Annotated in this window: 19 protein-coding genes and 1 tRNA gene; 10 read left to right on the forward strand and 10 right to left on the reverse strand. The window is 55.6% G+C overall.

Annotated elements, in window-relative coordinates:
• The first annotated feature begins 11 nt into the window (after window positions 1-11).
• From HXY31_RS01035 to pckA, 5 genes are all read left to right on the forward strand, one after another.
• Window positions 12-812, forward strand: a complete 801-nt coding sequence (locus tag HXY31_RS01035; RefSeq protein WP_292638616.1) for a class I SAM-dependent methyltransferase — start codon at window positions 12-14, stop codon at window positions 810-812.
• Window positions 813-843: 31 nt separating this feature from the next.
• A complete protein-coding gene (locus tag HXY31_RS01040; protein WP_292638618.1) occupies window positions 844-1,200 on the forward strand; it encodes a hypothetical protein in 357 nt (118 codons plus the stop codon).
• A gap of 24 nt (window positions 1,201-1,224) precedes the next feature.
• Window positions 1,225-1,497, forward strand: a complete 273-nt coding sequence (locus tag HXY31_RS01045) for a hypothetical protein (RefSeq protein ID WP_292638621.1) — start codon at window positions 1,225-1,227, stop codon at window positions 1,495-1,497.
• 115 nt (window positions 1,498-1,612) lie between these two features.
• Window positions 1,613-1,744 carry a hypothetical protein gene (locus HXY31_RS01050; RefSeq protein ID WP_292638625.1) on the forward strand — a complete coding sequence of 44 codons (132 nt, stop codon included), beginning with the start codon at window positions 1,613-1,615 and terminating at the stop codon, window positions 1,742-1,744.
• Between the two features lie 111 nt (window positions 1,745-1,855).
• Complete coding sequence (gene pckA / locus HXY31_RS01055) at window positions 1,856-3,403, forward strand: phosphoenolpyruvate carboxykinase (ATP) (RefSeq protein ID WP_292638628.1); 1,548 nt, start codon at window positions 1,856-1,858, stop codon at window positions 3,401-3,403.
• On the opposite strand, the gene HXY31_RS01060 is transcribed toward pckA, so the two are convergent.
• The 6 genes from HXY31_RS01060 to HXY31_RS01085 all read right to left on the reverse strand — a co-directional run bounded on the left by HXY31_RS01060 (window position 3,400) and on the right by HXY31_RS01085 (window position 6,695).
• Entirely contained in the window at window positions 3,400-3,981 is a 582-nt protein-coding gene (locus HXY31_RS01060) for a hypothetical protein (RefSeq protein WP_292638630.1), read from the reverse strand. The genes pckA and HXY31_RS01060 overlap by 4 nt on opposite strands.
• 20 nt (window positions 3,982-4,001) lie before the next feature.
• The gene (locus HXY31_RS01065; RefSeq protein ID WP_292638632.1) at window positions 4,002-4,967 is read right to left on the reverse strand and encodes a glycosyltransferase family A protein; all 966 of its coding nucleotides are present in this window, start codon (window positions 4,965-4,967) and stop codon (window positions 4,002-4,004) included.
• Window positions 4,939-5,466, reverse strand: coding sequence for a hypothetical protein (locus HXY31_RS01070; RefSeq protein WP_292638634.1), 528 nt, complete (start codon window positions 5,464-5,466; stop codon window positions 4,939-4,941). Before HXY31_RS01070 ends, HXY31_RS01065 begins: the two co-directional genes overlap by 29 nt.
• Window positions 5,420-6,190, reverse strand: a complete 771-nt coding sequence (locus HXY31_RS01075) for a hypothetical protein (protein ID WP_292638636.1) — start codon at window positions 6,188-6,190, stop codon at window positions 5,420-5,422. The genes HXY31_RS01070 and HXY31_RS01075 overlap by 47 nt, the downstream gene beginning before the upstream one ends.
• Before the next feature lie 6 nt (window positions 6,191-6,196).
• Window positions 6,197-6,311, reverse strand: a tRNA-Gln gene (locus HXY31_RS01080).
• 30 nt (window positions 6,312-6,341) lie between these two features.
• Window positions 6,342-6,695 carry a hypothetical protein gene (locus tag HXY31_RS01085; protein ID WP_292638639.1) on the reverse strand — a complete coding sequence of 118 codons (354 nt, stop codon included), beginning with the start codon at window positions 6,693-6,695 and terminating at the stop codon, window positions 6,342-6,344.
• Between the two features lie 35 nt (window positions 6,696-6,730).
• On the opposite strand from HXY31_RS01085, the gene HXY31_RS01090 reads away from it, so the two are divergent.
• A complete protein-coding gene (locus tag HXY31_RS01090; RefSeq protein WP_292638641.1) occupies window positions 6,731-7,459 on the forward strand; it encodes a YkgJ family cysteine cluster protein in 729 nt (242 codons plus the stop codon).
• Between the two features lie 12 nt (window positions 7,460-7,471).
• On the opposite strand, the gene HXY31_RS01095 is transcribed toward HXY31_RS01090, so the two are convergent.
• Together HXY31_RS01095 and HXY31_RS01100 are read right to left on the reverse strand one after the other, a co-directional pair.
• A complete protein-coding gene (locus HXY31_RS01095; protein ID WP_292638642.1) occupies window positions 7,472-8,095 on the reverse strand; it encodes a superoxide dismutase in 624 nt (207 codons plus the stop codon).
• 42 nt (window positions 8,096-8,137) lie between these two features.
• Window positions 8,138-8,965, reverse strand: a complete 828-nt coding sequence (locus HXY31_RS01100) for a hypothetical protein (protein ID WP_292638645.1) — start codon at window positions 8,963-8,965, stop codon at window positions 8,138-8,140.
• An 86-nt stretch (window positions 8,966-9,051) separates the two neighbouring features.
• On the opposite strand from HXY31_RS01100, the gene HXY31_RS01105 reads away from it, so the two are divergent.
• From HXY31_RS01105 to HXY31_RS01115, 3 genes are all read left to right on the forward strand, one after another.
• Entirely contained in the window at window positions 9,052-10,470 is a 1,419-nt protein-coding gene (locus tag HXY31_RS01105; RefSeq protein ID WP_292638647.1) for a hypothetical protein, read from the forward strand.
• On the forward strand, window positions 10,467-10,859 hold the full coding sequence (locus HXY31_RS01110; RefSeq protein WP_292638649.1) for a hypothetical protein: 393 nt from the start codon (window positions 10,467-10,469) through the stop codon (window positions 10,857-10,859). Before HXY31_RS01105 ends, HXY31_RS01110 begins: the two co-directional genes overlap by 4 nt.
• 202 nt (window positions 10,860-11,061) lie before the next feature.
• Complete coding sequence (locus tag HXY31_RS01115; protein ID WP_292638651.1) at window positions 11,062-12,462, forward strand: hydroxymethylglutaryl-CoA synthase; 1,401 nt, start codon at window positions 11,062-11,064, stop codon at window positions 12,460-12,462.
• Here HXY31_RS01115 and ilvA read toward each other — a convergent pair.
• Window positions 12,455-13,705, reverse strand: a complete 1,251-nt coding sequence (ilvA, locus tag HXY31_RS01120) for a threonine ammonia-lyase (RefSeq protein WP_292638653.1) — start codon at window positions 13,703-13,705, stop codon at window positions 12,455-12,457. The two genes, HXY31_RS01115 and ilvA, sit on opposite strands and share 8 nt — an antisense overlap.
• An 82-nt stretch (window positions 13,706-13,787) precedes the next feature.
• On the opposite strand from ilvA, the gene HXY31_RS01125 reads away from it, so the two are divergent.
• Complete coding sequence (locus HXY31_RS01125) at window positions 13,788-14,258, forward strand: DUF6438 domain-containing protein (protein ID WP_292638655.1); 471 nt, start codon at window positions 13,788-13,790, stop codon at window positions 14,256-14,258.
• Window position 14,259: 1 nt separating this feature from the next.
• On the opposite strand, the gene HXY31_RS01130 is transcribed toward HXY31_RS01125, so the two are convergent.
• Window positions 14,260-14,523, reverse strand: coding sequence for a DUF2024 family protein (locus HXY31_RS01130; protein ID WP_292638659.1), 264 nt, complete (start codon window positions 14,521-14,523; stop codon window positions 14,260-14,262).
• Window positions 14,524-14,590 lie beyond the last annotated feature (67 nt).

Raw genomic sequence — 14,590 nt, forward strand, 5'->3', positions numbered from 1 at the left:
ACGATAAGCGGTTGAACATAAACGAGTTCCTGTCCACGCTTCCCCAGGACGTCCTGAAAGGAGAGGTGGAGATCCCTGACAGGGTGCTGAAAAAGATGTTCAGGCTTGCAGGCCTCCGCAAGAGCGACGTCTTTTGCCACCTCGGGTGCGGCCGCGGAAACGCGGTGAGGCTTGCCGCCAAGATGGGCGTCAAAAAGGCGATAGGAGTAGAGCCCGACGCCAGGCTCGCAGAGGAGGCCAAAAGAAACGTGTCAAGGCTCAAGAACGCCGGGATAGCAGTCTCGGACCTGAAAGACGCGGACATTTCGTCTGCCACACTCGTGCTGTTCTGGTCTTCGGACCCCGAGCTTGTCGACGCGCTTGTGAAAAAGTTCAGGCGCTCGCTCAAGAAAGGCGCGCGCGTGCTCACAGTCTGGTCGCCTCCGGGGATGATGCTCCCTGACAAGGTCGACTTTCCGTTCTTTGTGTGCAAAAAGCCCTTCAGGTACGCCGCTTCTGTCAGGCAGCAGATACAGGCAGTCTACAAGACAAAGTGCATCGACTTTGTCGCGGCGTGGCGGCTGGCAGAAAAGTTCATCGACGAGCTCGGAGTCGTGCCGCAGGAATACCGCCGGTTCGTGAACATGCTGCAGGGCATGGTGATATGGATAAACGCGTGGAACATGGGAGTCACGTGCGAGGACGGCGTGCCCCCACCGGTCCAGTCCTACCTCGGGATTTTGCGCGAGTTTTTCCAGATAGACCTGTCAGACATGTTCACCCGCGAGCCAAAGGACGAGGCGATGGCGCCGGACAAGATGGGCTGCTGCTAGAGTTATTACTTGCCCCTGTGAAAAATACGCGTTGCAATACGATCCCGAGAGGGTGGTGCTACAGGTCGGGTGCACAGACTACGAGGCCGGCAGCGCGCTTGTGGCTGACATGCTCGGAAACCTGGGCAGGATGGCGGGGGCGGAGCCGCGCCTCGCTTCAGGAAAGGCGGAACCCGCCTTCGGGTGGACGTTTTACGCACTTGCAGTGGACAAGTCATTCGTGCGAAGGCTCGCAGGCCTGCCTGATATAGGCATAATGCGTACGAAAGGCGCAACCTTGGACCAAAAGTTTGCCGTCTGGCTCAACCGGCAGCTTGAGGCAAGGGCGGAAGGGATACGGGTGGAACTTTTGTCGGACCTGCGCTCGTCGCAGTTCGGACTATTTTAATACCGAAACGGGATATCTGCACCCATGGACCCGAGGGTGAAAAAGGCGGTCCTGTCAAAGATAGGCGAGGCCATAGAATCAGCCGCGGAGATAAAGCAGATACAGGCAAGCTTGAAGGCCGTGCCGGGTTCGCAGAAATCCGACTTTGCGTTTGGGATAGCTGTTGGAAGGATCTACAACTCTTTCCACTACCAGACGCGCAGGATAATCGGGCGCAACGCGACCGAGCAGGAATTTTCAGAGTTTCTGCAGATCCTGTCCAAGAACGCTGACAGGATAAGAGAAGCATGTCAATAGCTGCGCCCCGCCCGTGTTTTTCCCCTCTCGACACTTGTTTTTGCCCCTGCGCGAAATTTTGAGCATAGAAATTCGCCAAATCTTTTTAAGCTAGCCGGATTTACTCACACAAAGCTTGGCTCTGGACCTCTCGGAGGACATGGTGATCCTGACGCCGGAGGAAATCAATCGCTTCATATCGACGCTCAAGGTGCGCTACGCAAGCGCGTCGCCGAAAAAGAAGTCGGGCAAGACAGCTCGAGCATAACAGGTTGCGCCGGCCTTGCACGGCGTGCAGCATGGTTTATCGTCGACATTTTGGCACTAGATTCTCCCAGCCTAAAGATTATAACCTGTGGCTTCTTGATACAGCTCCCAGTTGCTGGACCTAAAACTAGCCAACGCCCACAGGAACCTCCCGCTGCCAAAACTGGTCGAGCTCATACTCGAGAGGGGCGAGGGGGTGCTCTCTTCCACGGGCGCGCTCTCGGTCAAGACGGGCAAGTTCACCGGCAGGTCGCCTGACGACAAGTACATAGTCGACGACCACGTCACGCACGACGCGGTGGACTGGGGCAAGGTGAACCGCCCCATTTCCGAGGAGAACTTTGACAGGATCTACTCGCGCATGAAAAGGCACGTCGAGGAAAAAGAGATGTTCATCTTTGACGGCTTTGTGGGCGCAGACCCTGCGGTGCGCCTTCCAATCAGGGTCATAAACAACCGCGCCTGGCACAGCTTTTTTGCAAGGCAGATATTCATTAGGCCGACTCCGGAGGAGCTTGAGCGCCACAAGCCCGAGTTCACGCTTATTGGCTGCGACGACTTTGCGGCAGACCCCGCGACAGAGGGCACGCGCACCGAGACTTTTATCATCATCAACTTTTCGAAGAAAATAGTGCTCATCGGCTCGACGTCTTACGCCGGCGAGATAAAGAAGGCCATGTTTTCAATCATGAACTTTCTCCTGCCGAGAAAGAACATCTTTCCCATGCACTGCTCTGCAAACGTGGGCAAGGGAGGCGACGTCGCGCTCTTCTTCGGGCTCTCGGGGACCGGCAAGACGACGCTTTCAGCAGACCCGTCGCGGCAGCTGGTGGGCGACGACGAGCACGGCTGGTCGGATAGCGGCGTGTTCAACTTCGAGGGCGGATGCTACGCCAAGTGCATCAACCTGAAAAAAGAGCACGAGCCGCAGATATGGAACGCGATTCGCTTTGGCTCTCTAATGGAAAACGTCGTGCTGAACGGAACAGGCGAGCCCGACTTTGCAGACGGCAGCCTGACTGAAAACACACGCGTAGTCTACCCGCTTGACTTTATCGACGGCGCAGTCATCCCGAGCGTCGCAGGCCACCCCCGGGTCATCGTGTTTCTCACCGCCGACGCGTTCGGGGTCATGCCGCCAATTGCCAAGCTGACAAAGGAAGGCGCCATGTACCACTTTATGTCGGGCTACACGAGCAAGCTTGCAGGCACGGAGCGGGGCATCACCGAGCCAAAAGAGACATTTTCGCAGTGCTTTGGCGGGCCGTTCATGCCACTGCATGCACAGGAATACGCCAAGATGCTTGGCAAGAAAATAACAGAGCACGGCACACGCGTTTACTTGATAAACACCGGCTGGACCGGCGGCCCCTACGGAATCGGCAAGCGCATGAACCTCTCTTACACGAGGGCGATGGTCACCGCGGCGCTGACGGGCGAGATAGAGAACAGCCCTGTCAGGCACCACGACATATTCAACTTGGACATGCCCACGTCGTGCCCCGGGGTGCCATACGAGGTGCTCAACCCGCGCAACACCTGGCATGACGGCGACGAGTACGACCAGGCTGCAAGGCGCCTCGCCGCGCTCTTTGCCAAGAACTTTGCCAAGTTCGGCAGCGTGTCAAAGGAAATCGTGAACGCAGGCCCAAAGCCCTAGCGGCCCTGCTTGACCGCAACGCCCTTTTCCTGCGCCTTCAGGCCTTCCAGGATGTCCAGTATGTTGTCGCCCTTTGCAAGGCGCTCGGTGACGTGTATGGCACGTTCGTATTCAATAAAGAACGACTGGTCAAACCGGGGGATTGCCGGTATGGCAGTGCTCGTGTTCGCAGCTATCTTTTCAATCGCGTCGGCCATCGCGTTTTGCATTCTCATGCTGTGCACCTGCGCCTCAAACCCGAGGACCGACACGGGCATGTTGAACAGCTTTTCCCTGCCGGGCTGCACGTGGTATATGAACGGGTTTGCGTCCATCAGCTGCCTTGTTTCTGTTGGGATCTGGAACTTGCGGTGAAGGTGCCCGATTATTATCGCGGCCGGGATATAGCCGACGATAAACACTATGCCCCATGTCCACATCGACGGGAATATCCCTTCCAAAAAGGCGAACCTCTCTATCGCAAGCGTGTAGGTGATGACTACAAAGTTCACAAACGTCAGCAGGAATATCAGGTAGGTGCTGTGCCCGTTCCGAAAGTCAAGCCAGCGCCTCCTCATCCACTCGGAGTTGAGTGACATGCTTGCGCGGCCTCTGCCTGTCAATTCCGGTCAGCGCTCCTGACCGTCTCGCCTCGCACAATCGAAAAGCCTGAAGACTTGGTGGCCGGGGCTGTAACTTTTTGTATGGCTAGACCAGACCTGTGTCTGCGCAGCAATTTCCTGACCGCGCGCCTGGCAAGCGAGTTGATATATTTTTTCTGCCGCTCCCTTATGGCGCTTCGCACGTCGGCGGGTAACATGGAATAATAGCCGTCTTTTTCGGGCCTGAAAAGCAGGTAGTACCAGAGCATCTTCAGCGCACCTTTCTTGCCCATGCTCTTGTTCCGCACAAAGTCCATCACGAACCTGCCAAAAACGTATGGCGGGTAATAGCCCAAGGACTTCATGCCGTAGCCAAATTCCTTGAAATTGTGGCTGTGGCCCAGCGCGTCGTGGTGGAATATCTCGACGTCGTTTAGCACCTTTATCTCGTTCTTGTTCAGGATGGCGCGCTCTAGTATCTCGCTTTCATAGCCCAGGATGCGCGGATAGCCTTGCGGGTAGTGCTTCCAAAAGAAGGACTGCCGGACAAAGCGCCCGCCGCCGTGCGGAGCCTGCGCCTTCATTGGTCCCCAATCGCCAGATACTATGACAAGGTTGGGATTCTGCGCCAGCTCTTGCAGCATGCGCTCGGCATACTCTGTAACAAAGGACGCGTCACTTGGGACTATCATGTGAAAGTCGTAGCCGTCAAGCAGGCCCATGTTCCAGAGCAGCGGAAGTCGCGTATAATCCCTTGTCTTGTTGTTCGTTTCGTGTACGGTTATCATGCCAGGATTCTTGCGGCCGTACTCCTGCACCGTGTCGTACATGCCGTCAGTCGAGCCGTCGTCTATTACGATGATTTTTCCGGGCATGACGGTCTGGCTCAGCAGGCTGTCAAGCACCTTGCGTATGGACCTGTTGCCGTCCCTGCCAAAGACGATGCAGTAATAGCTACCGTACTTTTGTTCCTGCGGGTACATCTCTGGTCACAATCGCCCCCATGCACAAAAACGCGTTATCGCCTACGGTAACGTGGTCCCTTATCTTCACGCCCTCGCCGATAAAGACGCCGTCGCCTATCACGCTCGACCCACCTATGATGGAGCCGGCCACGATGACGCAGCCCTTGCCGATGATGGCGTTATGCCCGACGTGGACCAGGTTGTCTATCTTGGTATCGTTGCCTATCCTGGTGCTGTCAAGCGTCCCGCGGTCTATGCAGGTGTGTGCGCCTATCTCGACGTTGTCCCCCAGAACTACATTGCCCGTGTGGGGCCAGCGCTGGCTGAACCCGGTGAGCGGGTCAAACCCAAAGCCTTCCTTGCCTATCACGGCGTACGCCGCTATTGTAGCGTCCTTGCCCATGACGGTATTTTCGATGATCGCCGTCGGGTGGACGTACGGCCTGGGCCTTGGCAGGCTCCGCAGAAACTCATGCGCTTCTTGCTGCGACCTGAACCTTTTGTTTCCTGTGCTCACTCACCATCTCCTCCCAGAACCTGCGCGCACGTCTTGTAACCTGGTTAGCGTCATGCTCCACCACGTCAAAAGCGCCGGCTATCCACCACACGGGATGGGACACAAAGTATACCTTTTTGTCAAGGTGCTGGCAGACGCAGCCGTTGCGCCACCAGCCGCCGCTGTCTGCTATGTAATGGTAACCATCGCCCTTTAGCCGTGACCTGTCGTAGAGTCCGTCGGGCACTTCAATGTCCGGCGTTATTCCCACCAGGTGCTGCGAGACGTTGATACTGTTTGTCTTTAGCATGGCGCAAAACGCCTTGTGGACCGCGGCCATATCGCCGTCATAGCGGCCGTCGTAATGCAGGGCTATCTCGTGGCCCAGCTCGCCTATCTTTTTCCAGATCTCCATGTTTTCAGGGGAAAGGGCGTTGTACCATTCTGAATGCAGGAGCACAAAGTAGGTCGCCCTTACGCCGTGACGGTGCTCCATCCTGGCAAGTTGCAATGCGTACGGCGGGAATACGTCGATATCGTGCGTTAATATGATCTCTTTTCGCTCGCTGACGGTCCCGGCCCTGCCAGCCATCGCCTTGAGTATGTCTGCATAGTGGCCCGGAGAAAAGCAGCACTTGCCAGTGTCGCTGTCCTGCTCAAAGCCCATCATCATGATGTTGCCTGCGCAGGCGTCGGGATAAATCCGGCAGTATGTCTTTTTTCGGAACACCAGAAAGTATATCAAGGAAGATGGTAGCCCGGAGCAGATTCGAACTGCTGTCTCCAGGTTTCTTTTCTCTGTGAGATCCAGAGCCTGAAATCCCTAGCCCTTCCACCTTGGAGATTGGCCACTAGACGACCGGGCTGACCAACAACACGGCTGTCTCTCCGTTATTTTACCGTTTTGTGTTTACTTCCCTGATTACCTGGCCGTACTCCAGTATCGCCCGCTTGCGCAGGTACGGGATGAGCCTGTAGTGGATGGAGTAGATGTTCTTGTTCCGGGCGATGATGCCTTTAATCAAAAGCGACACAAAGCCTCCTGCGACCTTTGACGCCGGCGTGCCGGTGTCCCTGCAGAACCTGTCGCGCTTGGCGTGGTATTCTTTGAGCGTAAAATAAGGCCTGTTGATGTCAAGTATCAGCGGCCACACGACGTTTTCCCAGACCATCCTCCTGTTCTCGGTGGACGACGCGTGCTTGCCCTTTCCCCTGGGTGCCTCTACCTCTGCCTGTCCTTGGCTCAGCATCTGAGTACATTTAAACACCGCGGGCCTTATAATTTATGATAATCCCAACTTTGCATAGTGGTATTTCGGTTAAAGACTCGCTGGACGCGCTTGCCAAAAAGTGGCCAATTGACGACAAACTTTATGATCTGCAGGTAGGCCGGAGAAGCGACGTCGTGGACACGCAAGTCAATGTCAGTGGCGTGGTGTTCCACGTGCCCGCGCTTGAAAACGACGGGCTGTACGTCCTGTGGAAGTGCCTGTGGCCAGACTGCCACAACTGCTGCGAAAGGCAAGGCAGATTGCCATTGACAAAGGATGACATCGCAGTTTTGGCAAAGAAACTTGGTTATGATTCAAAAGCCGAGTTTGTGAGAAACGAGACCGGCATCTCAAGCTGGCAGGAGGAAGGCGTCGGCAACCTCATCACCACTTTGAGCATGCTGTCGCTCAAGAGGAAAAAGGACGAGCGGGAGGAAGAGGACGGAACGCCCCTGCGCTGCAGGTTCCTTGACGACAATGGGTACTGTGGCATACATCCGGACAAGCCCGGCGTGTGCTGGCTCTACCCCTTTGCGTCGTGGCTTGAATCAGACAGGTTCGGCAAGCCTGTCGTGCACGCAACGTTCCAGTTTACAGGCGACTGCCCGGGCTTTTACCTTGAAAAATCACTTGACAGCATCATGCCTGTGCTGCAGGAATACGCGCCGAAAATATACGACTACAACATGGCAGTGCAGCGGACGACGCGTGAAAATTACGGGTTTATCAGCTTTGTAAAATAAAGGAAAAAGAGGTCAGGCCTTGAACCTCTTTGCGACCTCGTCCCAGTTTACGACGTTCCACCAGGCTGTCACATAGTCAGCGCGGCGGTTCTGGTACTTGAGATAGTAGCTATGTTCCCATACGTCAAGCCCGAGCAACGGTGTCAGCTTCTCTGCCTTCCACCTCGTCCACGGGCTTGTCTGGTTTGGCATGGTGATGAACTGCACTCCGCCCGACGCGTTCTTCACGAGCCATCCCCAGCCGCTGCCTTGAACAGCAACAGAGTCTGTCTGGAACTTTGTCTTGAAATCTGCAAAGCTGCCAAACGCCTTCTTGATGGCGTCTGCAAGCTCGCCTGACGGCTCGCCACCGCCGCCCTTTTTCATGTTGTTCCAGAAAAGCGCGTGGTTGTTGTAGCCGCCGCCGTGAAAGTTTACCGCGCTACTCGAAGCTTCGGGAACGGTGTCAATGTTTTTCAAAATGTCAACAACGTCCATGCTCTGGAATTTGGCGTCCAGGTTCGCAAGCGCCTTGTTCAGGCCGTCAGTGTAGGCCTGGTGGTGCTTTGTGTGGTGAATCTCCATTGTCCTTGCGTCGATGTGTGGCTCCAGCGCGTCATACGCGTATGGTAATGGTGGGAGAGTAAAGTTTGCCATGAGGCAGGATCGCCGCCGTCGAATATAACGTTTTAGCGATGCTTAACCCCTTGTCTGCGGTGGAACCCTTGAAAGCGAAAGCGCGTGGTCGTCTATCATCGTGCCCGCTCCGACGCTGACCATCTGGACAGTGATGTCAAGGCCTGCCGCTTCCTGCGCTGACAGTTTGTATTTTTCTGCAAGGACCGTCCTTACTCTTTCTACAGGGTCAGAGATCTCGTCAAGAGCAGAGCGCACTGTCACGTCAAGCGTTGTCCCGACAATTTCGTCGGGCAACTTGCCTGAAGGGTCAGACTCGATGTTGAATACTATCTTGTCCACCAGGACTTCGTGAGGGAGCTCTTCAAGCGCGTTTGCGGTGTAGAACACCTGAACGTCAAGTATGTCCACCGTGTCGCCCTGCCTGCCGACAACAGCGCTGCTTCCTGAAAACAGCTGGCCGCTCACAGGCACTTCGATTATCACAAACCCCTCGACAAACTTTTCGTCGCCGACAAGCTGGCGCAGCATGCTACAGACTATGCCCGTCGACGTTTGCGGTGCAAGCTCTTTCACTACAGGGTGTGTTGCCCTGCCGTCGTTTACAACCGCGGTCCACGTGAACTGAACGTCAAAGTCCTGCTTGTTCAATATGCCGATGTCCGTGTCGTAGTGGCCCGGCCTGAGCGGTCCCTCGTCGCCTGAGATTGTGCCGCACTCGAACTTGGCGGTGTAGACTATGGTTTTGTCCTCGGTCTCGTTTGCTGGCGCGGTGTCGTCCTGCGCCACCCCCGGTGCATTTTGCTCGCGTGGAAGAGACACGAAAACCGTGGCTACTGCAACAACAGCTGCTATTGCAACAACTATTGCGAGGCTTTTCACCGGCGACACTGAAGCGAATTGCCGCTTGCGGTACTTAAACCGTAGCTGCACAAGGTTGGGTCACGATTAAATATGATGTTCTACAAACCGTATTTGTGCTAGCGGGGAAAAAGCTGTTGGCCCTTGCATTTGCAGGGCTGCTGATCCTGCCCGCGCTTGCAAGTCAGAAGGCTTTTGCAGACGGGCTTTTTCAGGAAAACATCCAGGGAAACATCGCCGGTAGAGACGTAAACCTGTTCGTAAGAGTGAATCCTCCTATTTTGACCACAGAGACTGCGGGGGACAGATTCATGCAAGTACGGCTGTTTGAAGGCAACAACGAGACCATCAAGTACTCGACTTTTATCATAGAGATCTCAAAGGTTACGGGCTCCGGCGAGGATACTATCATGAGCTCCAACGCCTTCCACACAGAAAGCGGCCTCCTCACGCTAAAGATACAGCCGCAGGAAGGAGATGTTGATGTTCAGGCCACGGTGGACGACTTTCTTCAGGCATACAAGGCCGATCCCGGCGGGACCATAAACATCAAAGGTCCCATTCTCCTTGACGGCGGCCTCTATCACTTTAGAATCGACGTCATCGGGGTAGACAACGTCAGGGCACTCTTGCCTCCTGATCAGATTAGGATCTTTGACACCTACCTTTCGGTGGGTGACGTCGTAACAGAAAACGTCCAGTACCAGGGCCAGAACTACCCTGCGACTCTGATATCATACTACGACAAGGTCGAGGGCTTTGCCTTTGATCCAGACTCGCTGACTTACTCTTGGTCGATGCCTTTCAACTGGGACGTGGAAAGGATCAAGTCGGCGACAAGCATTTTCGTGCACGAGGAGATCAGGATTCCCAAGTCGTTTGCCGGCGTGGGCGACGTGACTGCTTTTGACGCGACGGTGAACGGCAAGCCCATCGTCACCAGGATGCTCTCTGTAGACCCGTTCTCGTCACAGGAGGATCTTACCCTGCACTTTCTGATAAACAGAAACGACATCCTGAGCCTGGCAGCGGACGTTCCAGACAACGCTGACACCATGCAGTTTGCGTTCTCGCCTGCTTCTGACGGAGGCGTAAAGACATCCGGCGAGATAACCACCGACACGGGCGGCATGCTTGTGTTGCTTGACTGGGAGCCTAACCAGCTCTCTGCAGAGAGCCAGACCACGCTCGGGCTTGAATTCCACGACGCGTTTTCAGGCGAAAGGATGGACGACGACGTGACCTACGACCTGCGCATCATTGCCCCTGACGGGAACGAAGTGTATTCGCAGGAGAATCAGGTTGCAGAGGGAGGCTCTGACTCGCAGACGCTGACGTTTCCCGCAGACGAGACCTACACCGTCGAACTGGAGGTCAAGGGCGTGACCCGGGACGGCCAGTCTCCGGACCTGACAAGAAACGGCATAGCACGCGGCACTGTGATTGTGCCGGAATTTCCAGTCGGCGCAATGCTGGCAGTGATAGGGGCGCTGGGATCGTTAGTCGCATACCAGCGGCTGGCGCGCAAGCCTTGAAAGGTTTCCACGACGAGCTGTCGCAAAAGACGTACCGCGAGATGCCTTCAAGCCTGCAGGCCGCGGGCAAGGTGATGCTCCACATCGAGAGGTTCGAGGTGGGGCAGAGCTACGTCACTGCAAAGGTCGAGGACAGAAACGGCGACAAGGTGAGTATAAACATCGAGGGCGGCCTGACGGGCATCGACCTGCAGGAAAACCTCTTCCGCCTGCAAGGCCGCACGCCCAAGTTTGCGTACGTCACGGCGACAATAAACGAGACCGGCAAGCTGCTTGTGAGAAAGCTGCCGGTCCTGGGCGTCAAGGACTGGCTCCTCATATACGAGGACGACCTGTTTTTGCTTGCGGTAAAGGACGCGTACGACGAGGTGGAAATAGTTGCAGTTTAGTAGAATAGCTGACAGGACGCAGCTTTTGACCACGCCTGCCAGCGTTTGTTCCCCATCGGTTTGGTCGATGTAAGGCTACTCATGCAGAATGATAATTTAAACCTGATGCCAGCACCTGAGGCGCTTGTCTATTTAATGATACGTACAACTCAAAAACAACCAGAAATACCTTTAAATGACTATTGGCATCTGGAAGTACAGAATGCCAGTCGTAGGGATCGATGATCTGGCGATCTACGTCCCGAAACTCTACATCGACTACAAGGATTTTGCTCAGGCCAGAGGCATTGATCCGCAAAAGCTCGAGTACGGTATCGGCATACGCAAGATGGCGATTGCCGACACCAACCAGGACTCTGCCTGCATGGCGGCAAACGCTTGCCTGAAGCTGATGCAGAAAAACCACCTGCACCCGGAGGACATCGGCAGGGTCTACGTCGCCACAGAGTCTGCGCTTGACGAATCAAAGGCGATGAACTCTTTTGTGATAGGAATGCTCGAGCAGATCTACGGCGAGGGCTCGTTTGAGCACGCCGGCGGCATCGAGTGCAAGTTTGCATGCGTTTCAGGTTCTTACGCTTTGCACGACAACGCCAACTGGATACGCGCAGAGGAGAACAACGGCAAGGCCGCTATTGTCATTGTGAGCGACATCGCCAAGTACGACCTCGGCTCTGCAGGCGAGTACACGCAGGGCGGCGGCGCGGTCGCGCTCCTGATAAAAGAAGATCCGCGCCTGATGGCGTTTGACCCCAAAGTAGCGTCGACTATAATCAAAAACGAGTACGACTTTTACAGGCCCTTTGGCAAGGAGACCCCTCTCGTGAACGGCGGCTATTCAAACCTGCTTTACCTCATCCAGGTAAAGAAGGCCTTTGACGCGTACAAGGAAAAGGCGATAAAGACTGGCCTTGTGAAGCTGAGCGAAGGCGAGGCGATTACCGATCATATAGATTTGTTCGCAGTCCACCTACCGTACCGCAGGATGGGCGAGAAGGCGCTTGCCTACCTCATGAGGCACGAGTGGCGCCACCTGCCGAGGTGGAAGCACGTCATAAAGGAGGTCGGCTCTAACGAGCCGCAGCCAAAAGACCCGCGTGGAACCATAGAATCGATACTTGCAGATACAGAATTCATGAAGGCCGACGAGCAGTTCCGCCGGACGTTCATGCAGACCTCGTTCTACAACGAAGTCTACGAGAAAAAGCTGGCAAGCTCTCTGGAGGCGTCGGCGCAGATAGGCAACCTGTACACAGCGTCGATGTACATGGGCCTGAGAAGCCTGCTCGAGTTCGAGCACAGAAAGGGCACCGACCTTGAAGGCAAGCGCGTCGGCTTTGGCTCTTACGGCAGCGGCAGCAGCGCGATGGTGTTCTCTGGCGTCATCCAGCCCACATACAAGGAGATAGTGAAGGGCATGGACCTTGAAAGCGACATCGGCGAGCGCGTCAAGCTGTCGATAGACGAGTACGAGAGGCTGCACCGCAAGGAGATAGACTACAACTCTGCAGTCACAAAGACAAAACAAGAGTTCGTGCTGATAGGCGTCGGCGGCAAGACCGCGGACAAGGCAGGATTTCGCGAATACGGCTACATCAGCTGACCACGCGGAACTCTATTCCCTTCTTTTTGAACATCTCTATCAGTTTCGGTACGTTCTTTTCGCTTTCGAGCTCCAGGCTCAGGTAGACGCCAGCAGTTCCTGCAGGTATGTTGGAGCTGAGCCTGTCGTGCTCCACTTCGACGATGTTCACCGAAAGCTCTGCAATGCCGTCGACGACTTCCTTGAGCGCGCCGGGCTTGTCTGGGAGCAGGATAAAGATCTTGACCATCCTTCCCATCTGCATCAGACCCTTTGCCACTACCTGCCCGAGCAAATACATGTCGACGTTTCCGCCTGACAGTATTGAAACCACCTTCTCCTTCTTGCCCGCCGGGTGGCCGTTTGAAAGCAGGTACGCAAGGCTTGCCGCCCCCGCCGGCTCTACCACCAGCTTGGCGCGCTCCATGAGAAGGAACATTGTCTTTACTATTGCAGTGTCGTCTACAAGCACGATGTCGTCGAGGTTCTTGCTCACGATGTCAAAGGTGAGCCTGCCCGGGCTCTTGACCGATATGCCGTCGGCTATGGTGTAGCCTGCCTTGACGGACTGGAGCGAGCCTTTTTTCACCGACTCTTTCATGGCCGGGAACGCCTTTGACTCGACGCCTATTACCTTGACGTTTGGCCTCTTTGCCTTGATTGCTATCGACAGCCCTGCCGCAAGCCCGCCGCCTCCGACTGGCAGGTAGATCCTGTCGACTCCGGGCAGGTCCTGCAAAAGTTCAAGCCCGACTGTTCCCTGGCCTGCAATGACATCCGGGTCATCAAACGCGTGGATGATGGTGCGCCCCTCTCTCTTGGCTATCTCCTGCGTGGCCTCCCACGCCTCGTCATAGTTAAAGCCCCTCTGGACGACCTCTGCCCCGTACGACTTTGTTGCGGCCACCTTGGCCGGCGACGCGTTCTTGGGCATGACAATCGTGCACGAGACGTTTTTCCGGGCGCTTGCAAACGCGACTCCCTGCGCGTGGTTGCCTGCAGATGCCGCAATGACGCCGTGCCCTGCCTGCTTTTCTGTCAGCCTGCCTATCTTGGCAAGCGCGCCGCGCACCTTGAATGAGCCCGTCAGCTGCAGGCATTCAAGCTTCAGGTACATGTTCGTCCCTGCAAGCCTCGAGAACGTGTTGGAATACTGCAGGGGGGTCTTTCTCACTATCCCGTCCATCATCTCGTGGGCCTTGACTATGTCGTCGTAGGACGGTGCCCTCTGCCTGCCCGGGTTCCACACGCTGTCTGCGTTCAACGCTACGCAACAGCCTTGCGCCTTAATTATAATTTGTGCCTGCGTACCAAAAATTCAATAAGCTCCTCAAGCAAGGGCATCCGTGAGCTCTGCAGGGTTTGCCGCCGGAATAGCCGTCGGCGTCGCGTTCGTGATGGCCTTTTCAATCATGCCGTTTCCATACGGCGACAGGGGCCAGTACGAGGACGTCACCATAACTCTTGAAAGGACCGTGTGCTTTGGCTTCTGCCCTGACTATATTGTCACGGTACACGGAAACGGCACCGTGGTGTACGAGGGCAGGGCTTTTGTCGCAGTGGAAGGGACGCAGACTGCCCAGATACCTGAGCAAGACGTGCAGGAGCTTGTCAGCGAGTTTTACCGCGCCGGCTTTTTCTCGCTTGCAGACAGGTACGAGCAAGCCGTGACCGACCTGCCGTCGCAGACGACGTCGATAACAATTGACGGCATGACAAAGTCTGTCTACCGCTACGGCTCTGAGCCGCAGAGGCTTGCAATGCTTGAAGACAGGATTGACGAAATAGCACAGACAGAAAAATGGGTAAAAGGGTAGGCTACCTCGGGCAGCCTTCCATCTTCTGGATCCAGTAGCCTGCCTGCTTGATGGACTTTTCCACAAACGGCGGGGCTTCCTGGATGTGGCAGAACTGGCATTCTTCAGAGGTCATCTTCTGTCCCGCCTGGCCGACTGTTGCGAGCCATTCCTGGCCGTACTGGATGGCCTTTTCGTGGGGGGTGCTTGCCTCGACCACGACGTCAAAGTGCATCATCTTACCGTCCTTCTTTGTCACGTATGTATCGTAAACTGCGCATTCCATGCGGAAAATGCAGGTAGAACGCTATTTAATCCATGAGCCCCGTTGCAGGGCTGGAAAACAGCAAATC

Source organism: Nitrososphaera sp., assembly GCF_013388945.1.
Lineage (GTDB): Archaea > Thermoproteota > Nitrososphaeria > Nitrososphaerales > Nitrososphaeraceae > Nitrososphaera.

Coding starts and splice junctions, on each gene's coding strand:
- HXY31_RS01045 (WP_292638621.1), top strand. CDS start 1,225: ATGGACCCGAGGGTGAAAAAGGCGGTCCTGTCAAAGATAGGCGAGGCC.
- HXY31_RS01060 (WP_292638630.1), bottom strand. CDS start 3,981: ATGTCACTCAACTCCGAGTGGATGAGGAGGCGCTGGCTTGACTTTCGG.
- HXY31_RS01065 (WP_292638632.1), bottom strand. CDS start 4,967: ATGTACCCGCAGGAACAAAAGTACGGTAGCTATTACTGCATCGTCTTT.
- HXY31_RS01085 (WP_292638639.1), bottom strand. CDS start 6,695: ATGCTGAGCCAAGGACAGGCAGAGGTAGAGGCACCCAGGGGAAAGGGC.
- HXY31_RS01090 (WP_292638641.1), top strand. CDS start 6,731: ATGATAATCCCAACTTTGCATAGTGGTATTTCGGTTAAAGACTCGCTG.
- HXY31_RS01095 (WP_292638642.1), bottom strand. CDS start 8,095: ATGGCAAACTTTACTCTCCCACCATTACCATACGCGTATGACGCGCTG.
- HXY31_RS01115 (WP_292638651.1), top strand. CDS start 11,062: ATGCCAGTCGTAGGGATCGATGATCTGGCGATCTACGTCCCGAAACTC.
- HXY31_RS01130 (WP_292638659.1), bottom strand. CDS start 14,523: ATGGAATGCGCAGTTTACGATACATACGTGACAAAGAAGGACGGTAAG.